The 18118-nt window shown below is 67.9% G+C and carries 17 protein-coding genes, 1 tRNA gene and 1 pseudogene; 6 read left to right on the top strand and 13 right to left on the bottom strand.

Annotated features, from left to right (window positions below; genetic code table 11):
* Positions 1 to 206: 206 nt before the first annotated feature.
* Together B7R24_RS06365 and B7R24_RS06360 are read left to right on the top strand one after the other, a co-directional pair.
* The gene (locus B7R24_RS06365; RefSeq protein ID WP_116418142.1) at positions 207 to 938 is read left to right on the top strand and encodes a hypothetical protein; all 732 of its coding nucleotides are present in this window, start codon (positions 207 to 209) and stop codon (positions 936 to 938) included.
* Between the two features lie 21 nt (positions 939 to 959).
* Positions 960 to 2354, top strand: coding sequence for an FAD-dependent oxidoreductase (locus tag B7R24_RS06360; RefSeq protein WP_253259306.1), 1395 nt, complete (start codon positions 960 to 962; stop codon positions 2352 to 2354).
* 54 nt (positions 2355 to 2408) lie between these two features.
* Here the strand turns inward: B7R24_RS06360 and B7R24_RS06355 are convergent, their stop codons facing one another.
* The 5 genes from B7R24_RS06355 to B7R24_RS06335 form a co-directional block, all read right to left on the bottom strand.
* Positions 2409 to 2882 (bottom strand): NUDIX hydrolase, encoded by a 474-nt coding sequence (locus B7R24_RS06355; RefSeq protein WP_116418141.1) that lies wholly within the window; start codon positions 2880 to 2882, stop codon positions 2409 to 2411.
* 333 nt (positions 2883 to 3215) lie between these two features.
* Positions 3216 to 4043: an SDR family oxidoreductase gene (locus tag B7R24_RS06350; RefSeq protein WP_116418140.1), complete on the bottom strand. Its 828-nt coding sequence runs from the start codon at positions 4041 to 4043 to the stop codon at positions 3216 to 3218.
* A gap of 128 nt (positions 4044 to 4171) precedes the next feature.
* Positions 4172 to 4648, bottom strand: coding sequence for a VOC family protein (locus B7R24_RS06345; protein ID WP_116418139.1), 477 nt, complete (start codon positions 4646 to 4648; stop codon positions 4172 to 4174).
* Positions 4649 to 4837: 189 nt separating this feature from the next.
* On the bottom strand, positions 4838 to 5707 hold the full coding sequence (locus B7R24_RS06340; RefSeq protein WP_116418138.1) for an LLM class F420-dependent oxidoreductase: 870 nt from the start codon (positions 5705 to 5707) through the stop codon (positions 4838 to 4840).
* Positions 5708 to 5755: 48 nt separating this feature from the next.
* Entirely contained in the window at positions 5756 to 6208 is a 453-nt protein-coding gene (locus B7R24_RS06335; protein ID WP_116418137.1) for a hypothetical protein, read from the bottom strand.
* 198 nt (positions 6209 to 6406) lie between these two features.
* Here B7R24_RS06335 and B7R24_RS06330 point away from each other — a divergent pair, with 198 nt between their 5' ends.
* Positions 6407 to 7459 carry an ATP-dependent DNA ligase gene (locus B7R24_RS06330; protein WP_116418136.1) on the top strand — a complete coding sequence of 351 codons (1053 nt, stop codon included), beginning with the start codon at positions 6407 to 6409 and terminating at the stop codon, positions 7457 to 7459.
* Positions 7460 to 7580: 121 nt separating this feature from the next.
* Positions 7581 to 8204, top strand: a complete 624-nt coding sequence (locus tag B7R24_RS06325) for a TIGR00730 family Rossman fold protein (RefSeq protein ID WP_116418135.1) — start codon at positions 7581 to 7583, stop codon at positions 8202 to 8204.
* Between the two features lie 61 nt (positions 8205 to 8265).
* Here the strand turns inward: B7R24_RS06325 and B7R24_RS06320 are convergent, their stop codons facing one another.
* The 4 genes from B7R24_RS06320 to B7R24_RS06305 all read right to left on the bottom strand — a co-directional run bounded on the left by B7R24_RS06320 (position 8266) and on the right by B7R24_RS06305 (position 13844).
* The gene (locus B7R24_RS06320) at positions 8266 to 8553 is read right to left on the bottom strand and encodes a DUF1905 domain-containing protein (RefSeq protein ID WP_116418134.1); all 288 of its coding nucleotides are present in this window, start codon (positions 8551 to 8553) and stop codon (positions 8266 to 8268) included.
* A gap of 104 nt (positions 8554 to 8657) precedes the next feature.
* Positions 8658 to 9632 (bottom strand): phospholipase, encoded by a 975-nt coding sequence (locus tag B7R24_RS17745; protein ID WP_216363631.1) that lies wholly within the window; start codon positions 9630 to 9632, stop codon positions 8658 to 8660.
* A 283-nt stretch (positions 9633 to 9915) separates the two neighbouring features.
* Complete coding sequence (gene ligD, locus B7R24_RS06310; RefSeq protein ID WP_116418133.1) at positions 9916 to 10935, bottom strand: non-homologous end-joining DNA ligase; 1020 nt, start codon at positions 10933 to 10935, stop codon at positions 9916 to 9918.
* A 479-nt stretch (positions 10936 to 11414) separates the two neighbouring features.
* Positions 11415 to 13844 carry an ATP-binding cassette domain-containing protein gene (locus B7R24_RS06305; protein WP_116418132.1) on the bottom strand — a complete coding sequence of 810 codons (2430 nt, stop codon included), beginning with the start codon at positions 13842 to 13844 and terminating at the stop codon, positions 11415 to 11417.
* A 41-nt stretch (positions 13845 to 13885) separates the two neighbouring features.
* Between B7R24_RS06305 and B7R24_RS06300 the strand changes: the two genes are divergently transcribed.
* Positions 13886 to 14572: a hypothetical protein gene (locus tag B7R24_RS06300; protein WP_116418131.1), complete on the top strand. Its 687-nt coding sequence runs from the start codon at positions 13886 to 13888 to the stop codon at positions 14570 to 14572.
* A gap of 4 nt (positions 14573 to 14576) precedes the next feature.
* On the opposite strand, the gene B7R24_RS06295 is transcribed toward B7R24_RS06300, so the two are convergent.
* The 3 genes and pseudogenes from B7R24_RS06295 to B7R24_RS06290 form a co-directional block, all read right to left on the bottom strand.
* On the bottom strand, positions 14577 to 15887 hold the full coding sequence (locus B7R24_RS06295; protein ID WP_253259305.1) for a GmrSD restriction endonuclease domain-containing protein: 1311 nt from the start codon (positions 15885 to 15887) through the stop codon (positions 14577 to 14579).
* A 153-nt stretch (positions 15888 to 16040) separates the two neighbouring features.
* Positions 16041 to 16133 (bottom strand): annotated as a pseudogene (locus B7R24_RS18380) (DUF2510 domain-containing protein); the annotation flags it as partial.
* Positions 16134 to 16275: 142 nt separating this feature from the next.
* Positions 16276 to 17511 (bottom strand): Fic family protein, encoded by a 1236-nt coding sequence (locus B7R24_RS06290; protein ID WP_253259304.1) that lies wholly within the window; start codon positions 17509 to 17511, stop codon positions 16276 to 16278.
* Between the two features lie 273 nt (positions 17512 to 17784).
* Here B7R24_RS06290 and B7R24_RS18280 point away from each other — a divergent pair, with 273 nt between their 5' ends.
* Positions 17785 to 17910 (top strand): hypothetical protein, encoded by a 126-nt coding sequence (locus B7R24_RS18280; protein WP_301182462.1) that lies wholly within the window; start codon positions 17785 to 17787, stop codon positions 17908 to 17910.
* A gap of 91 nt (positions 17911 to 18001) precedes the next feature.
* Here the strand turns inward: B7R24_RS18280 and B7R24_RS06285 are convergent.
* Positions 18002 to 18075, bottom strand: a tRNA-Pro gene (locus B7R24_RS06285).
* Between the last annotated feature and the right edge of the window lie 43 nt (positions 18076 to 18118).

The raw sequence follows: 18118 nt of genomic DNA, 5'->3' as shown, positions 1-18118 counted from the left end.
ATGGGCGATGGGCGATGGGCGAGGGCGGATGGGACCCCGCGGTGCTCGGGCTCTTCGCGGAAGACACGCGGCGAACTCTCGGCAGGTCTCGTCGCTTGCGCGCCGACATGCCGCCGCTCGCATCCCCCACCCCCACCACCCCAACACCCCCGCCGCCGCGATGACCTTTCGCCGCGGCGCCTCCCAGGCGCGGATAGCCTGAGCGGGTGAACACCACGACCTCTGCCCGGTGGCGAACTACCGCCGCTCGTCTCGGCACCACCGGGTTGATCGTCGTCGGCGTGGCCCTCCTCGCGGCGGGTGCGGTCGCGGTCTTCGTCTCGACGAATGCTGGCGGCACGGCCGCGCTGATCGGCGCCGGCGTGGTGCTCGTCGTTCTGGGGTTCTTCGGCGATCGCGTCGCGAACTCCCCGGTACACGCCGATGGACGGCGTCAGAATGAGGCCTCCGGCCGCGCCCCGGTGCCCCGACCCGCTGCGCCAGTCAGCGAAGACGACCACAGGCGCGACGGCGTTGGCGCGCAGCAACCCCACGGAAGCGCGAGCGCACAGCTCACCACCGAGAACGCACCCACCCCCGAGATTCAGGCCGCCCTGAATCGCGGCCACGCACTCGCGAAGCGACCCTCGCTTCGCCGCGCCGACGTGAAGAAGCTGTACGGCGACCACAGCGAGGACAAACGGATCACCGCGCTGGCGATCACCCAGAAGCGCCCCGATCTCGGAAGCCTCGAGATGCTGGTCGAGTCGATCGGTGGATCGAGGAGCACCTTCGAGCAGTACCAGGGGCTGCTGACGGCCCGCGCGGCCGTCGATGCCCAGTCCCTGACGGATGAGGAATCGACCGCCCTGAGAGATGAGATCCGCCGTCAGCTCACGGTCGGACGAATCACCGGCACCAACCGCACACGCATCGCGGAGTCGATCCTCGGGTCGTGAGCGGCACGGTCGACTCAGGCCGTGAGCGGCACGGTCGGCTCCGCCCGTACCCGCAGCCCCCCGTCGGCGATCATCCCGAGCCCCGACCCTCTGGTCTCGCACCGCGCGGCGGGCCAGAATGGCGTCATGACGATGCCGAGTGGCGACTCACCGAGCACGACTGACAGCATCTCGACGCGGGTGTGCGTTGCGGGAGGCGGGCCTGCGGGCGTCATGCTCGGGCTGCTGCTCGCGCGGGCGGGAATCGACGTGCTGGTGCTCGAGAAGCACTCCGACTTCTTCCGTGACTTTCGTGGCGACACGGTGCACCCGTCGACACTGAACCTGATCGACCAGCTGGGCATCCGCGCGGAGTTCGACGCCATTGGGCATGCTCTGCTTCCCCGTCTCGACGCGGTGGTCAACGGAGTCCGGCTGCACGCGATCAATTTCGCCTCGCTGCCGGCACCGAACCGAGCCATCACCCTTATGCCGCAGTGGGACCTGCTGAAGCTCCTCGCCATCGAGGGGGCCCGCTCACCGCACTTCGAGCTGCGGATGGGCTACGAGGTCGTCGATGTCGTGCGCGACGGCGCCGGCGGCCGCGTCACGGGTGTGCTCGCACAGACGGCCGGCGGGCTGCTGCGGATCGACGCCGAACTCACCGTAGCCGCCGACGGGCGCGACTCGATCGTGCGGAAGGCTCTCGATCTGGCCGGGAGAGAGTTCGGCGTACCGGTGGATGTCACGTGGTTCCGCCTCGACCGCCCATCCGGTAGTGCGCCCGACACCCTCGGGTACCTGAGCGATTCAGCGTTCATCGTCACGATTCCGCGACCCGAGTACCTGCAGTGTGGACTGCTGGTGCCGAAGGGGTCGTTCGCCGGGCTTCGGCGCGATGGCATCGAGGCCTTTCGCCAGCGCATCGCCGTCGCTGCACCGCGGCTCGCGACATCCGTCTCCAGTCTCGCCTCGATCGACGACGTGAAGCTGCTGTCGGTGCGGATCAATCGGCTGAAGACGTGGTCGGCGCCGGGCGCTCTGTGCATCGGCGATGCGGCGCACGCGATGTCGCCGGTTTTCGGCGTGGGTATCAACTACGCAGTGCAGGATGCCGTCGCAACCGCGAATCTGCTGGTGCCCGTTCTGCGCGCGGGCGGCTCACCCAAGGCCATCGACGCCGCCACCCGCGCCGTGCAGCGTCGCCGCGAGGGGCCGACGGCCTTGATGCAGCGGCTGCAACGGTCGGTGCACCGGATCATCGGCACGGGTGCGGGCAAGCGGGTGTTGCAGAACCCGCCCACGCGCAGGCAGCGGGTGGCGTTGCGTGTTGCGATCCCGATCATCCGCCCGATCGCCGCCCGCGTCGTGGGGTACGGTTTCCGTCCCGAGCGCATCTCGCGCGAGGTGCTCGGCGAGGGCGCTGCCCGCCGGTGAGCGCGGGCATTCGCCGCCGACCCGCGCAGAGTGGGCGCACCGGCGGGCCGCAACTCAGGATGCGCGAACGAACTCGGTTGCGACCTCGTCGGCGAGGGCATGGTCGATGCGCTCGCGCATCGCCTCCGAGAGCGGTGGAAGTGCGTCGAGCTCGAACCACCGGGCCTCGGTGTTCTCACCGTCGGCGGGGTACGGTTCGCCCGACACGTACCGCATGCGGAATGTGAAGTCGAGGTAGTCGGCCTGGTCGCCGTTCGGATACGTCACACGCGGGATCGTGTGCACCCATGCCAGTCGCTCGGCGACGGCGACTACATCGGCCTCTTCGAGAGTCTCGCGGGCGGCGGCGTCGGCCGGCTCCTCGCGGGGGTCGATGATGCCGGTGACCGGGGTCCAGGCGCCGCTGTCGGCGCGCTTCACGAGCAGGATCTCGGAGCCGCGGGTGAGCACGGCGGTGGTGCCGACGAGCCAGATCGGGTCGTGCCCGATCTTCTCTCGCAGCGCCAGCACGAAGTCGGGGGTCGCCATGCACCAAGGCTAGCCGAGCATCCGGAGCCCGCCCGCAGCACGACCACCGGAGCCCGCCCGCAGCACGATCACCGGTGCCTGCCACCCGCGCCACACCGCCCCCGCGTCCCGGCCCGCCCCCCGCGTCCCGGCCCCGCACCACCACCCCTCTTGCGCAAAAGCACCCAAACTGTGCGGTTTGGGTGCTTTTGCGACAAACGGGTGCGGCCACCACGACAACCGGGTGCGGCCGCCACGACGAACGGACACGACTCCGGCACACCCCGCCACAGAGCGCGGCGGAGTGCCCAAGTCGTGTCCGTTCCGTCAGACGCGAGCCCGCAGGGGCGGATGTTACGCGGCGCCGCCCTGGGCGAGTACCGACACATCGTTCCACTTCTCCCACGTCTCGATACGCGAGGCGTAGTCGGCCTTCGCGATGCCGAGCGGGCCCGAGCCGAAGAAGACGCGCAGCGGCGGCTCCTCGGCATCCACGATCCTCAGGATGGCGGCGGCAGACGCATTCGGGTCGCCGGGGGTCGCGTTTCGCGACTTGCGCGCTTCGGCGACCTGCTCGTGCAGCTCGGCGTAGTCCGCGAGCGGCTCGGAGGTCGACGACGACGACCCGGCCCAGTCGGTGGAGAATCCGCCCGGCTCGACGAGCGTGACCTTGATGCCGAAGCCGGCGACCTCCTGCGCGAGCGACTGGCTGAAGCCTTCGAGCGCCCACTTCGACGCGTGGTAGATGCCGACGAGCGGGAAGGCCGAGATACCGCCGATGGACGAGACCTGGATGATGTGACCGCTCTTCTGAGCGCGCAGGAAGGGCAGCGCCGCCTGGGTGACCCAGAGCGCTCCGAAGACGTTGGTCTCGAGCTGGGCGCGGGCCTCGTCTTCGGTGATCTCCTCGACGAAGGCGAAGTGCCCGTAGCCGGCGTTGTTGATGACGACATCGAGCCGGCCGAACTTCTCGTGCGCAGCAGCGACGGCGGCGAACGCGGCAGCGCGATCGGTGACGTCGAGCGAGATCGGGAGGATGTTGTCGCCGTACTTCTCGACCAGGTCGTCGAGGCTGTCGGTGTTGCGAGCGGTAGCAGCGACCCTGTCGCCCCGCTCGAGGGCAGCGATCGCCCATTCGCGGCCGAATCCGCGTGATGTGCCGGTGATGAACCAGACCTTCATGGTGTTCCCTTCGATTGCGTTACGTAGGGGTGCAACGCGACGCGGGCTCGAATCCTGCCCATTTTGCTGAATGTCAGGTGAGAAATGGATGATCGGCTGCTCAGTGCGCCCGCTCGACCACTAGACGGTCACTCGCCGTCGTGCGCGCGCTGCAGGTCGGCGATGACGATCTTCTGCATGGTCATCATCGCCTCCATGGTGCGGCGCGACTTCTCGGGGTCGGCGTCGCCCAGCAGCTCACCGAGCGCCGGCGGAACGATCTGCCACGACAGGCCGAAGCGATCCTTCAGCCAACCGCACTGCGACTCCGTGCCGCCGCCCTCGAGCAGCGACTCCCAGAGGTGATTGATCTTCTCCTGCGTCTCGGCCGAGACGAAGAACGAGATCGCCTCGCTGAAGTGGAACTGCGGACCGGCATTCAGCGCCTGGAACTCCAGCCCGTCGAGCACGAAACTCACGCCCATCGCGGTGCCGGCCGGGTAGGGCGAACCTTCGGGATAGCGCGACACGTTAAGGATGCGCGAATTGTCGAAGATGCTCACGTAGAACTCGGCGGCCTGCTCGGCCTGGTCGTCGAACCACAGAAACGGGCTGATGGCTTGCATGGGTGGACTCCTCTGTCTCAGGTGGCTAGCCCCCGCGGGGCACGCCGTAGTGCGTTCACCGCGACCCTACTCGCCCGCGCCGACGCCCGGGGGTCGGATGCTCAGAAGGCCCGGCCAGAGCACACGAAGTGCGGGATACGCCGTCTCGCGAGAACGCGGCGTTTTCTCGGTCTCGTCTGGCGCCGCGGATCAGATCTCGCGGAGGCGCGGCACGATCGCCGCCGTCACCTCGGAGACCCACGCCGCGGGGTCGTCGGCGCGAGGGCCTGTCGTCACGAGGTCGATGCCGATGGCGGCGTACTGCTCCATCGACGCGAGGAATGCGTCGGGGTCTCCGAGCAGATCCGCCGACGTGATCAGCGTCTTCTCGATAGCGTCGTAGTCGGTGCCCTCGGTGTCGCAGTGCCCCTTGAGCACGTCGAGCTTGTGGGCGACGCCCTCCACTCCGAGGTCGAAGATATTGCAGGCGTTGCCGTACTTCGCGACGAGGCGCAGGGTCTTCTTCTCGCCACTGCCGCCGATCATCACCGGCGGGCCGGGCTTCTGGATGGGCTGCGGCACGCAGATCGTCTCGGCCAGCTGGTAGTGCTTTCCGGCGTACGGGCCGTCGTTGTCGCTCCACATCTGCGCGCAGATCTGCAGCGTCTCCTCGAGGCGCTCGAACCGCTCGCTGATGGCGGGGTAGGGCACGCCGAGCCCGAGGTGCTCGCGCTCGTACCAGGCGGCGCCGAGACCGAGCATGGCGCGACCCTGCGAGAGAACGTCGAGCGTCGTGACGATCTTCGCGAGCAGCCCGGGGTAGCGGTACGTCACGCCGGTGACAAGCAGACCCAGACGGATGCTCGAGGTCTGCCCCGCGAGGAACCCGAGCGAGGTGTACCCCTCGAGCATCGGATCGTACGACGTGGCGAGGCTCTCCATCTGGAACCAGTGGTCCATCAGGGTGAACAGCGAGCATCCGCCCTCCTCTGCAGCCTTTGCTGATGCTGCGAGCGCGGGGCCGAGGGCCTGCGGACCGCCGGGGAGGGTGAAGTTCGCGAAGTGAATGCCTAGTTCCATGACTTCACACTACGACTCTGAGAGCCCCGCGTCGGTGAATAACGGGTGCTACTTCTCGCCGTCGGCCTGCGGGATGTCCGGGGTCTGCTCGGCGACATGCGCCGGCTCCTCGTCGAGTCCCGTCGAGTAGATCTCGTTGCGGGCACGCGCCCGCGCGTCGCGCTCGTCACGCAACCGCGCCTGCTTCGCCTCCCGCGCCGCCAGCCACTCGGGATCAACCTCGACCTTTCGAACGGTGACGCCGCGCCGCGCCGCGGGTGCCGTTCGCGCGGCGGACCCCGCAGCAGCCGGCGGTGCCCCCGTCACGCTCGTGCCCGTCGACGGCTTGTATGCCTCGCCCGCACCCGACGAACCGGTCGAGGCGGCCGACGCGCGGGCGCGCGCGGGGGCCTTCGACCCGGATGCCGCGGATACCCGCGGAGCCGCCACGACGGGAGCCCTCCCGGTGCCCTCGCAGCGCTCGCCGTGCTTGTTCTCGTGTTGGATCAACGTTCCCGACACCAGGCCGACACCTATGGACTTGCCACAGACGGGACATTTCGTTCCCGTACTACCTGCCATGTGTGTCGTACCTCTCACGTTCGCGCGCCCTGTGGCGCCGTGGCCGAGTGCATCAGCCACCGGTTCGATTGTACGAGCCGTCGACCGCGCGCCCGCAACACCCTGTCGCAACCCTCCGCCGTGCTGCATGATCGGAGCATGCCCTACTCCCCCGAAGACGCCCTCACTCCGATGCTCGCCAAGGCCGTCGCGACGATTCCGGCCGCCGACTCGGTGGAGGGCGGCCTGAGCTACGAGCCCAAGTGGGATGGCTTTCGCGCCATCATCTATTTCGACGGCGAAACGGTCGAGATCGGCAGCCGCGGGTCGAAAATGCTGACCCGCTACTTTCCCGAGCTCGTCGAGGCGTTCGTGACGCTGTTGCCGAGGCCGTGCGTTCTCGACGGAGAGATCGTGGTGCGCGCCGGCGAGCCCGGCCACGAGAAGCTCGACTGGGAGACACTGTCGCAGCGCATCCACCCCGCCGCCAGCCGGGTGGCGAAGCTGAGCGTCGAGACTCCGGCGATGTTCGTCGCGTTCGACCTCCTCGCCATCGACGATGACGACTACGCTTCCCGGCCCTTCGGCGAGCGCCGGGAAGCGCTCGAGACGCTGCTGGCAGGAACCGAGCATCCGGTGCACCTCAGCCAGGTGACCACCGACGAGGCCACAGCGAACCGCTGGCTGGTCGAGTTCGAGGGCGCGGGCCTCGACGGCGTGGTCTCCAAACCGCTCGCCGCACCCTACGCCCCGGGCAAGCGCGTCATGCTCAAGACGAAACACCACCGCTCCGCCGATGTCGTGGTCATCGGGTACCGGATGCACACCAGCGGCCAGGGCGTCGGGTCCCTGCTGCTCGGGTTGTACACCGCCGAGGGAGAGCTGCAGGGCATCGGGGGCGCCTCCGCGTTCAGCAATGCACGCCGCCTCGAGTTGATCGACGAACTCGCGCCTTACGCCGAACGGGATGCCGACGGCGAGATGGTGCGCGGCGAAACCGATCGCAGCAGGTTCTCGGGGTCGAAGGATGTCTCGTTCGTGCGACTCCGCCCCGAACTCGTGGTCGAGGTGCGGTACGACCAGATGGAGGGGTCGCGCTTTCGCCACACCGTGCAGTTCGATCGCTGGCGGCCGGATCGCGAGGCCCGCTCGTGCACCTTCGACCAGCTCGACCGCCCGATCGCCTACGACCTCTCGGAGGTCCTGGTCTGACCCGGCGCGAACTCTCTGGAATTTCCCGCACGGTAACCGGCGCGAAACACGCGTGAGGCAGATTCACTGGAGAAGAACCGTGCCCCCTGACCTGGCCCACGGCATCCGAAAGAGGCACACCATGACATCCACCGACCGCCCGTTCACCGTCGCCGTGTTCTGCGGCTCGAGCACCGGCAACGATCCCGTCTACGTCGATGCCGCCCGCACTGTCGGCGAAACCCTCGCGCTGCAGGGCATCGCCGTCGTCTACGGCGGCGGCCACGTCGGACTGATGGGTGCCGTGGCCGACGCCGCCCTCGACGCGGGCGGTCATGTCACGGGCGTGATTCCCCAGGCGCTGCACGATCGGGAGATCATCCACGACACCGTCTCCGAACTCGTCATCGTCGAGACGATGCACGAGCGCAAAATGGTCATGGCCGAGAGGTCAGATGCGTTCCTCGCCCTTCCCGGCGGCCCCGGGACCCTCGAGGAGATCACCGAGCAGTGGACGTGGGCCCAGCTCGGCATCCACGAGAAACCGTGCGGTTTTCTCAACGTGGCCGGCTACTACGACCCACTGATCACGCTTGTCGAGACCATGCGCGATCGGGGTTTCACGCACCCGCGCTACACCGCCATGCTGCGCTTCTCCGACTCGATCGACGAGCTCGTCGCCGCCTTCCGCTCCTACACGCCGCCGATGCGCGTTGCCGCCTCCCCCGGGCTGGAGATGAGCGAACTCCAGACGGTGCGCCCGTAGCCTCCCCCGGTTCAGGATGATCGGCAGCACGCCTGCCGAACGAACGTCACACCGCCCTCACTCACACGCGGATGCCCACCCGAACGTTCACGACGTCGCCCAACTCGAGCAACTCGGCCGTGCGCAACTGCTTCTTCAGCGGCACGATGTAGCCGCCATCCTTCGGCCAGAGGGACGTGGAGACGACGGTGTCGCCCACGCGGACGGTCGCTGGAATCATCCCCCACCCGTAGCTCACCACGGCCGCGACAATGCTGATCGCCTCACACTCCTCGACCGGAACCGTCACGAAGTAGTACGGCGCCGGCCCGCGCCAGTACCAGAGCACGCCGCTGAATCGCAGATCCATGCGGCCAGCGTACAGAGGGCCGTTTTCGTCGAAGCCCCGGAAGGTGTCGCCCCCGGCAGTCGAATCGACAGATTCACGGGTTTCGGTGGTGAGTAGGCCGGGGCTCAGTACCAGTTCACCGACTGCGAGTGCGACCATGCTGAGCAGGGACTGCCATAGGAAGAGTTGATGTAGGCCAGGCCCCACCTGATCTGGGTCGTGGCGTTGGTCTTCCAGTCGTCGGCGATGGTCGCCATCTTGCTGCCGGGCAGGGCCTGCGGGATGCCCGTGGCACCGCTCGACGCGTTGTAGGCCTGGTACGACCATCCGGACTCCTTCGCCCAGAGCGAGACGAGGCAGGAGAACTGGCTGGCACCCCAGCCGTAGTCGGAGGAGGCGATGCTCTCGGCCGTGGCCTTCGCCCCCGAGACCGTGTTGCCTGCCGCGAGCGCGGCAGCTGCGGCTTCGGCGGCTGCAGCGGCGTCGGCCGCGGCTTTCGCGGCGGCTGCGGCGGCGGCCTCAGCGGCAACCCGGTCGGCCTCCGCAGCGGCGGCAGCGATCGTCTGCGCCTGCGACTCCGTCTGGGTGGTCAGCGCGGTCACGGTCTGCGCATCGAGCTCGGTGTAGTTGTTCAGCGAGGCGATCGAGGCGATGAGCGGGGTCGCATCGACCTTGGCCGCGGACTGGTCGACGACCGCATTGGCCTTCGTGAGTGCGTTCTGCGCGTCTGCGTCGACCTTCGACTGCGCGACCCGCGCGATGACATCGGCCTGCGTGCGAGCGGTCGACGCTGCAGCCTCGGCCGCGACCTGGTTGGCCGTCACCGTCGACTGCACGACGAACCCGGAGCCGATCAGGATGCCCGTGGCCACGACCGCGGTCGACACGAGCACAGTGCGGCTGCGGTGACGCCGGTTCGGCGTGCGGAGCGACCGGCGGGTGGGGAACGCATCGGCGTCCGGCGGGGTGGTGGATGCGGCCGTGGCGGGAGCGGTGCTGGCAGGGTGACCCTGTCGGGCCGGGAATGCGGGGTTCTTCGCCGACGCAGCGTGTGCGCGGCGGGCTGAGCGTCTGGATGTTTCGGGCTGTTCGGGCTGCATGTCTTCCAATGGTCGGCCGACGTGCGCCGGCCTCAGGGAGGGGCACGCGCATCCGGGGTTCAGAGCCGCAGAGGGCACGGAACAGGGCACTGCGCGAGCGGGGTGAGCGCACGAGCGAGCGACGGATGACAGTCGGTATCACAGGCAAGACGCGAACCATCTCACCGAACGCCCGCGACCAGAGGCCGTCAGCCGGGCGAAGCGTCCAAAGTACGTTGACTTCCTGAACAAATGCTCACAACGGTGAAAGTCGATGCGCACAATACGGTTGAAGCCGCCCTGATCAGGCTTTCTTCGCCCGGCTCGGCTGAACCCGCGGCGGCTCCCCCGGCATCTTCGGGTAGTCCGGCGGGAAGGGCAGCTCACCGAGCCCCGCGGCCAGGTCGCGTTTCCACCACTCGAGAAGAGTGTCGATCGTGCCGGGGTTCTCGTGCATCCGCTCCCACGGGTTTCCGATCATCCGAAGCCGCTCGGGAACCGTGCCGATCGTGAACGCACGCGGGTCGGCGCCCTCGAGTTCGCTCCACTCGAGGGGGGTCGAGACGGGTGCGTGGGCGAGGGCGCGCGGGCTGTAGGCGCCGGCCATGGTGCGGTCGCGGTTGGCTTGGTTGAAGTCGACGAAGATGCGGGTGCCGCGCTCCTCCTTCCACCAGGCGGTGGTGACCTTTTCGGGCATCCGGCGTTCGAGTTCGCGGGCGGCGGCGATGACCGCGTGCCGCACCTCGAGAAACTCGTGCTTCGGCTCGATGGGCGCGAAGATGTGCAACCCACGGTTACCGGATGTCTTGATGAACGCCTCGAGACCGGCCTCCGTGAGCACCTTCCGCAGTTCGAGCGCGGCCGGCACGGCGTCATCGAAGTCGGTGCCGGGCTGCGGGTCGAGGTCGATGCGCAATTGGTCGGGGAAGTCGCTCGTTTCGGCCCGCGACGCCCACGGATGGAACACGACGGTGTTCATCTGCACGGCCCAGACCGCCGCGGCCGGTTCGTCGAGGATGAGCTGCGGATGCGCCCGCGCGCTCGGGTACGTCACCACCACCGAGCGCACATAGTCGGGCGCTCCCCGCGGAGGGTTCTTCGAATAGAACCGTTCGCCTTCGATTCCCTCGGGAAACCTCTCGAGCGAAAGCGGGCGCCCGCCGTTGGCATTGATGAACGCGTCGCCGACCGCGATGATGTAGTTTGCCAGGTCGAGCTTGGTGATGCCCAGCTCCGGCCACAGCACGCGGCTCGGGCTCGACACGCGCACCTGCCGGTCGCCCTCCGGGCCGGGAACGTCGAGCACCACTGCTTTGCTTGCCATGGGTCAAACCTAGTCAGTACGGCTGTCCGAGGCATCCGATTCGCCACGGCACGCCGACCGTGCTACAGTTCTGGTTGCTCGCTTGACCGCCCTGCGGAAGCTCGAGCACGGGGTCTGAGATCGTCGCTACGGTGCATCGCTGATGTGCGCCGCGTCGTCGTGTGAAGACTGCACTGTCGTGTGAAGACAGCATCGTCATGTGAAGACTGCACTGTCGTGTGAAGACTGAAGTCGATCTGCAACCCTGTTCCACCCCGCCGAGGTTCACCTCGAAACTTTTGCAATTCACTGCACGGTGATGAGCGTCCCTGATTCTTTGACAACTCGAGGCGCTCATCGAAATGCGTCGATTGAAACTTTCGACTGAGCCACGCGATTTCCTACCCGAGCTGACGGCGTAGGGAATCGCAGCGGGGGGCCTCCCCGTCCCGCGGCGACGGCATTCTTGGGGTGGTGGGTGCTGCGCAGGCCAGCGGGGGCTACCGCGCCGTTGCGACGTAGTCGGCGAGGTGAATGCCCGTGAGGGTCGATCTGGCCGCGACGAGGTCGGCGGGCGTGCCCTCGAAGACGACTCGGCCTCCGTCGTGGCCGGCGCCGGGGCCGATGTCGATGATCCAGTCGGCGTGGGCCATGACGGCCTGGTGGTGCTCGATGACGATAACAGATTTGCCGGAGTCGACGAGTCGGTCGAGCAGCCGGAGCAGCTGCTCGACGTCTGCGAGGTGAAGCCCGGAGGTGGGCTCGTCGAGAACGTAGATGCCGCCTCTGTCGGCCATGTGGATTGCGAGCTTCAGGCGCTGACGTTCTCCGCCCGAGAGCGTGGTGAGCGGCTGCCCGAGGCTCAGGTAGCCGAGGCCGGTGTCGAGCATCCGGGTCAGGATGGCGTGCGCCGCCGCCGCGGCGGAACCCGCGCCCGCCGCAGAAGCCGCACGGGCGCCAGCGCCAGCCGCAGCCCCCGCACCCGCCGCACCGGCACCAGCACCAGCACCAGCACCAGCACCAGCACCAGCGTGCGCGCCCTCGCCCCCCGCACCCGCGGCCGCGAAGAACCGCTCCGCCTCGGCGACCGGCATCGCCAGCACCTCCGCGATGTTCTGACCGCCGAGCCGGTACTCGAGCACCTGCGCCTGGAAGCGCGCGCCACCGCACTCCTCGCAGACCGTCGCCACCCCGGCCATCATCGCGAGATCGGTGTAGATCACGCCCGCACCGTTGCAGGTCGGGCACGCCCCGGTCGAGTTCGCGCTGAACAGCGCCGGCTTCACCCCGTTGGCCTTCGCGAACGCCGTGCGGATCGGGTCGAGCAGCCCCGTGTATGTCGCCGGGTTGCTGCGCCGAGACCCACGGATCGCCGTCTGGTCGACCGAGACCAAGTTCGCCCCGCGCGGGATCGACCCGTGGATGAGCGAGCTCTTGCCCGAGCCCGCCACCCCCGTGATGACCGTCAGCACGCCGAGAGGAACATCGACACTGACGTTCTGCAGGTTGTGGGTGGTCGCATCCTGAATCGAGAGAACCTCGCGCGCCACCCGGGGCATCCCCTTCAGCCGAGTTCGGTCTTCGAGGTGTCGCCCGGTCAGGGAGTCGGATGCCCGCAGCTCGGCAACCGTGCCCGTGAAGCAGATCTCGCCACCGTTCGTTCCGGCCCGCGGCCCCAGGTCGACAACGTGGTCGGCAATGGCAATGGTCTCGGGCTTGTGCTCGACGACCAGCACCGTGTTGCCCTTGTCGCGGAGGCTCAGCAGCAGCCCGTTCATTCGCTGGATGTCGTGCGGATGCAAGCCGACGGTGGGCTCGTCGAACACATATGTCACGTCGGTGAGGCTCGATCCGAGGTGCCGCACCATTTTGACGCGCTGCGCCTCGCCGCCCGAGAGCGTTCCGGTGCGGCGGTCGAGGCTCAGGTAGCCGAGTCCGATCTCGACGAAGGAGTCGAGCGTCTCTGCCAGCGTCTCGACGATCGGGGCGACGGATGCTGCACCCGACGACGTGCCGAGGCCCCGGATGAACGGAACCAGGTCGCTGATCTGCATCGCCGTGCAGTCGGCAATGCTCAGGCCCTCGATCGTCGAACCCAGCGCGGCCGCGTTCAGCCGGGTGCCACCGCACTCCGGGCACGAGGTGAACGTCACGGCCCTGTCGACGAAGGCCCGGATGTGCGGCTGCATCGACTCCCGGTCTTTCGAGAGCAGAGTGCGCTGCACCTTCGGCACCAGCCCCTCGTATGTCATATTGGTGTTGCCGATCTTGACCTTCTCGGCCGGTCGGTGGAGAAAGTCGACGAGCTCCTGCGCGCTGAAGTCGGCGACCCTCTTCGCACCGTCGACGAAACCCGACTCGGTGAAGATGCGCACGTACCACCCATCGGGCGTGTAGCCCGGGACCCGGATGGCGCCCTGCTCCAGGGAGAGCGAGCGATCGACGAGCTCGTCGACATCGATGTCGTTGACCTCGCCCAGACCCTCGCAGCGCGGGCACATCCCCTCTGCGCTATTGAACCCGTAGCGCATCGACGCCCCCAGCCGGGGCTCCGCCAGCCTGCTGAACAGGATGCGCAACATGGCGTTCGCATCGGTGGCCGTACCGACCGTGGAGCGGGAGTTGGCACCCATGCGCTCCTGGTCGACGATGATCGCCGGCGTCAGCCCCGTCAGTGCGTCAACGTCGGGCCGGCCGAGGCTGGGCATGAACGACTGCACGAACGCGGTGTAGGTCTCATTGATGAGACGTTGCGATTCAGCCGCGATGGTGCCGAACACGAGCGAGGTCTTGCCCGAACCCGACACCCCGGTGAACACCGTGAGACGCCTCTTCGGGATGTCGAGCGAGACATCCTTCAAGTTGTTCTCCCGCGCTCCGAAAACCCGGATCAGGTCGTGGCTGTCGGCTGCGTGTCGCGAATCTGGCATGGGCCGATGGTACCGGCCAGCATCCAGTACCATCGCGAACAGTGACCAAGAAACCGTTCCTCCAGCGGAAGCTGCCCGTCCTCGGCAATCTGAGCCCTGCGGAGACGCTCCCCGAGATCGTCGTCGGTCTGGTGATGGTCATCGGCATCACCTCGACCGCCCGCCTCGATGTGATCAACACCGACGAGGGCGTGAACAACCTGCTGACGGTCGCCTTCTCGACGGCGCTGGCCTGGGCCATCATCGACGCGGCGCTGTATCTCATGAACGTGCTGTTCCAGCGTGGGCGGCTCGACCTTGTGGCGAGCACCCTCCGCGCTTCTTCCCCCGACGCCAGCGAGCGTCGTGCCCTCGTGCGAGGTGCCCTCGACTCCGCGCTCGACGACTACGCGACCCCGGATGCCGTCGATCACCTCTACGACGCCGTCGCCGAGAACGTGGCCGGTCGCCGTTTCGCGCCCCGACTGCGGCGCTCCGATCTGCTCGCCGCCGGAGCGATCGTCGTGCTGGTGCTCGCCACGACGCTCCCCCCGATCATCCCGTTCCTCCTCCCCCTCGACCCCGACGTAGCGCTCGACCTCTCGAACGCCATCGCTATCGCCTCGCTCTTTCTCATCGGAACCTGGTGGGCGCCCTTCACCACCATCAGGGCGGGTATCGCCGGAGTCGCGCTGGCGCTCATCGGCTCGGCGATGGTCGGGCTGACGGTGCTGCTCGAGGTGAACTGACCGCCTACTCGCAGGCGATGCCGTCGCTGTCGCCGTCGAGCTTCGGCCGGTAGCCGGGATCTCCGCGATACAGAGGCGCGGCCCCCGCTGCTCGCGCTGCCGCGCAGTTCGCGTAATAGACGTCTGCCGGGGCCGGTTCGACGGGGGCCGGTGCAGGTGCGGCAGGTGCGGCGGGTTCAGCGGGGGCCGGTTGCGGCACGGGCGCGACGGGCGCAGGCACCGGTGCGGGTGCGGGAACCGGCGCGGCGACGGGGGCAGGTGCCGGCGCGGCCGGAGGCGCGGCCTGCACGGTAACCGCGGCAGCGGGCGTGAACGCCGACGACACCGCCGCCTGGTCGGGGCACGCCGAGAGGATGCCCGCGAGCGCGTCGTGCTCCGCCTGCGTCACCCAGAGCGCGTAGGTCGCCTTCACTGAGATCTGGCGGGCAGCGTACTCACACCGAATCCCTGTGCTGGGCGGCAGCCAGGTGGCGGCATCCCCGTCACTCTTCGCCTCGTTGGTCGCTCCGTCGACCGCCCACAGATTGAGCGGATCGTTCGCGAAGCTCACCCGCTGCGCCGCCGTGAGCTGCTGTGCGCCCTTCTGCCAAGCATCGGACAGTGCGACGACGTGGTCGATCTGCACCAGCGTCGAGGTCGTGTTGCCGCGCACGAAGTCGATGGTCTTTCCCGTGTACCGGTCGGTCAGGACACCCGTCAGCACTTTGCACGGGCCCGACTTCGTCACATCCGCCAGGTCACGGGCGAGGATGTCGTTGCGAGTGTCGCAGCCGTTCCGATCGACGTCGAGCCAGGCGATCCCGAACTGCCCGACCCGGTCGTACCCCGTCTTGGGCGCCCGGCCCTTCACCGCCAACGTCGCGAGCACCGCGAGGGCCGTGCCCGTCGTGACGCTGGTGTCGGCAGCGACCACGCTCGAGCCTTCGGGCGGGGTCGTGGCGGTCTCCGGATCCATTTGAGCGGCGGCCAGCTCCGCGTCCGAAGCAGTCGTGGGCGCGGCCGTCGGCACAGCCGGGGTCGGATCGCCAGAAGTAGGGTCTGCCACCGCCCCAGTCGCCGCGAGGGCGGCGGGTGCGACATCCGGAACCCGCTTCGGCGAAACCCCGACACCGACCCCCGCGATGATGAGCGCGCCGACCACGACGCCGGCCCCGATCATCCGGGATGCGGGCAGCCGCGCCCAACTCCGGCGCTTCGTGACGGCGACGTACAGCCCCGTCAGCAGCGCGATGAGGCCGAGCGTGATCAGAAACCCGCCGACGCCGCTGACGAGCGAGAGCGCCAGGACGAGCAGCACCACAGCACCGACGACCATGGTCACCACTGGAACGCCCCGCCGAGGCGCGACCGGTCGTCGTTGCGAGACCCGTCGTCGTTTCGAGGCTGGCCGTCGCGGCGAGGCTGGCCGTCGTGGCGGGGCCGGCCGTCGTGGCGCGACCGGCGGAGGTACTGCGGGAGCCGCCGCTGGCGGAGCCGCCATCCGCCGGGTGCTCCACGAGACGCCGTTCCAGTACCGCTCGCCGCCGTCGATCTGCGAATCCGGATACCAGCCCGCAGGCATCCCCGATGAAGTACTCACAACGTTCCCCCGAATGCGTTCACCTGATCATACGTTCGCACAGATCGGCCGGTGTACCGCCCACGAGCCTGCAGAGCACCAGCCCCCGGCCCGGCGGTCTCGCCGAGGAACGATCGGGGCGCGACTATCGTCCGCGCCTGATGTCGTCGGCGTACTGGTCGAGCACACCCAGGATGCCCGTGTGCTGCCATACGCGATTGCGTCTGAGCCCCGTCGTCTCCTTCAGCACGCCGCGGTCCGTGAGCACCTCGAGCGCCCGCTGGGCCGTCATCGTGCTCATACCGAGCGCCGACCGAAGATACTGCGTGTTCAACATCGGCTGGGCGATGAGCCTCGGCAGAACACCCCAGGCGGCTGCATCCGATCGAATGCCCCGCAGGTGCGATCGCGATGACTCCAATTGCTCCGAGAGCCGGTCGATGAGCCCGCGGCCGGTCGCAGCGGCGTACCGCGACGCCCACGCGAAGCTCTCGACGATGGGCGCCGCGTCCCCGGCCCGAAATCTCTCCAGAGCACCGAAGTAGACCTCCGTCTGCGTCAGGAGGCCCGCTGAAATCGGCACGGTGGTGTGGGAGACGAGCCCCTTGTTCTTCAGCATCGCTTGCGCGAGGGCGCGGCCGGTGCGGCCGTTGCCGTCGACGAAGGGATGCACGGACTCGAACTGTGCGTGCGCTACGGCGACCTGCACCAGAACGGGAAGATCGTCCCGGTCGGCAAAAGCGATGAGGTCGTCGATCGCCGCACCGACCCGCTCATGCTGAGGAGCAACAAAATCGGCACCCAGGGGCCCGGCTCTGCTTTTTCCGATCCAGACCAGTTCCGACCGGAACACCCCCGCGTGCTCCTCCCATCCCCGCTGTCGGCTGAGGAGTTCTCGATGCATCGCCAGTATCGCCGCCCTATCGATGCTTTCTGAGAGCGCGAGTGCGGCCTCCATTGCTCGGACATTACCGATGACGGTCAACGCGTTGGGTTTCACCGTCTCCTCGATCTCGGCAAGCGCGATCTGTCGTGCGCTGGTCGTCAGGTTCTCGATCTGCGAACTGGAGGCGCTCTCTGTGCGGAGCAGGATCGCGGACATCGGGCCGACTGCCGGGCTGTCCACCCCGAGAACGCGCAACGCGTAGGAGTCGAAATCCACGAGCGCCCTCGCGGCGTCCTCCACGTCAGCGCTGAGAGCGCTCGAGAGACGGGGGTTCCAGGAGACGATCTCAGGCGTGACCGAGGAGCTGTATTCGCCGGTCTGCCGCCGGAGCTCGTTGCGAGAATGGTAGCCGGTGTCCCTCGGCTTCCACACCCTGTTCTCTGCTGCCCCGGGCGGGATGGGAAGAGAGCTGGTGACGGGACTATCTGGTTTCACACGATCAGCTTAGTAACACTTGTGCGCTTAAGTGTTACTAAGCAGAAGAAAAGCGGAGGCTGCCGACCGGCGTCGCGTCCACGACTTCATGGTTCGCAGCCGCCTGGCGCTCATCGCAGACCCCTCAGCCGGAAATTCGCCGAAGCGAATGTTTGTCAGTTACCAAAAACCAGGACTGGACTCAGTTTTATGAAAGTCAGCGTGCGCTGCGGAGTCAACCCCGTGCCAAGGCCCGTGGATGGGCGTAGTTTCGCAGCACAACGAGAGGGAGACATGACTGAATTCGATGGTGGCAAACCCGATGTCGACGCGATTCCGGACGGTTCGGGGTCCGATGGCAGCCAGGCCGACGATGGGGCAGACACGACCTCGGGTGGCGGCGCAGACGACAGCGAGTAGAGGAAAGACCTGCGGGAACTCGTAGAAGACACCGCCCGGAACGAAGAAGGCCCCGGAGCCTTGCCTACTGGCCGGGTTCCGGGGCTTTGTGTCGGGCTGACAGGATTTGAACCTGCGACCCCCTGACCCCCAGTCAGGTGCGCTACCAAGCTGCGCTACAGCCCGTTGGTGGGACGACAACTTGTCCATATTAGCCCAACCCGGCGGC

Source organism: Subtercola boreus, assembly GCF_003399645.1.
Lineage (GTDB): Bacteria > Actinomycetota > Actinomycetes > Actinomycetales > Microbacteriaceae > Subtercola > Subtercola boreus_A.
The sequence above is the reverse complement of the archived record's forward strand: the minus strand, read 5'-3'. Positions and strand labels throughout refer to the sequence as shown.

What these genes read in the sequence shown, in the direction of transcription:
- B7R24_RS17745 (WP_216363631.1), bottom strand. Translation starts at nt 9,632, where the DNA reads ATGCAGCCCGAACAGCCCGAAACATCCAGACGCTCAGCCCGCCGCGCA.
- ligD (WP_116418133.1), bottom strand. Translation starts at nt 10,935, where the DNA reads ATGGCAAGCAAAGCAGTGGTGCTCGACGTTCCCGGCCCGGAGGGCGAC.
- B7R24_RS06340 (WP_116418138.1), bottom strand. Translation starts at nt 5,707, where the DNA reads ATGGAACTAGGCATTCACTTCGCGAACTTCACCCTCCCCGGCGGTCCG.
- B7R24_RS06320 (WP_116418134.1), bottom strand. Translation starts at nt 8,553, where the DNA reads ATGGATCTGCGATTCAGCGGCGTGCTCTGGTACTGGCGCGGGCCGGCG.
- B7R24_RS06325 (WP_116418135.1), top strand. Translation starts at nt 7,581, where the DNA reads ATGACATCCACCGACCGCCCGTTCACCGTCGCCGTGTTCTGCGGCTCG.
- B7R24_RS06295 (WP_253259305.1), bottom strand. Translation starts at nt 15,887, where the DNA reads ATGGTCGTCGGTGCTGTGGTGCTGCTCGTCCTGGCGCTCTCGCTCGTC.
- B7R24_RS06350 (WP_116418140.1), bottom strand. Translation starts at nt 4,043, where the DNA reads ATGAAGGTCTGGTTCATCACCGGCACATCACGCGGATTCGGCCGCGAA.
- B7R24_RS06355 (WP_116418141.1), bottom strand. Translation starts at nt 2,882, where the DNA reads ATGGCGACCCCCGACTTCGTGCTGGCGCTGCGAGAGAAGATCGGGCAC.
- B7R24_RS06345 (WP_116418139.1), bottom strand. Translation starts at nt 4,648, where the DNA reads ATGCAAGCCATCAGCCCGTTTCTGTGGTTCGACGACCAGGCCGAGCAG.
- B7R24_RS06330 (WP_116418136.1), top strand. Translation starts at nt 6,407, where the DNA reads ATGCCCTACTCCCCCGAAGACGCCCTCACTCCGATGCTCGCCAAGGCC.
- B7R24_RS06305 (WP_116418132.1), bottom strand. Translation starts at nt 13,844, where the DNA reads ATGCCAGATTCGCGACACGCAGCCGACAGCCACGACCTGATCCGGGTT.
- B7R24_RS18280 (WP_301182462.1), top strand. Translation starts at nt 17,785, where the DNA reads ATGACTGAATTCGATGGTGGCAAACCCGATGTCGACGCGATTCCGGAC.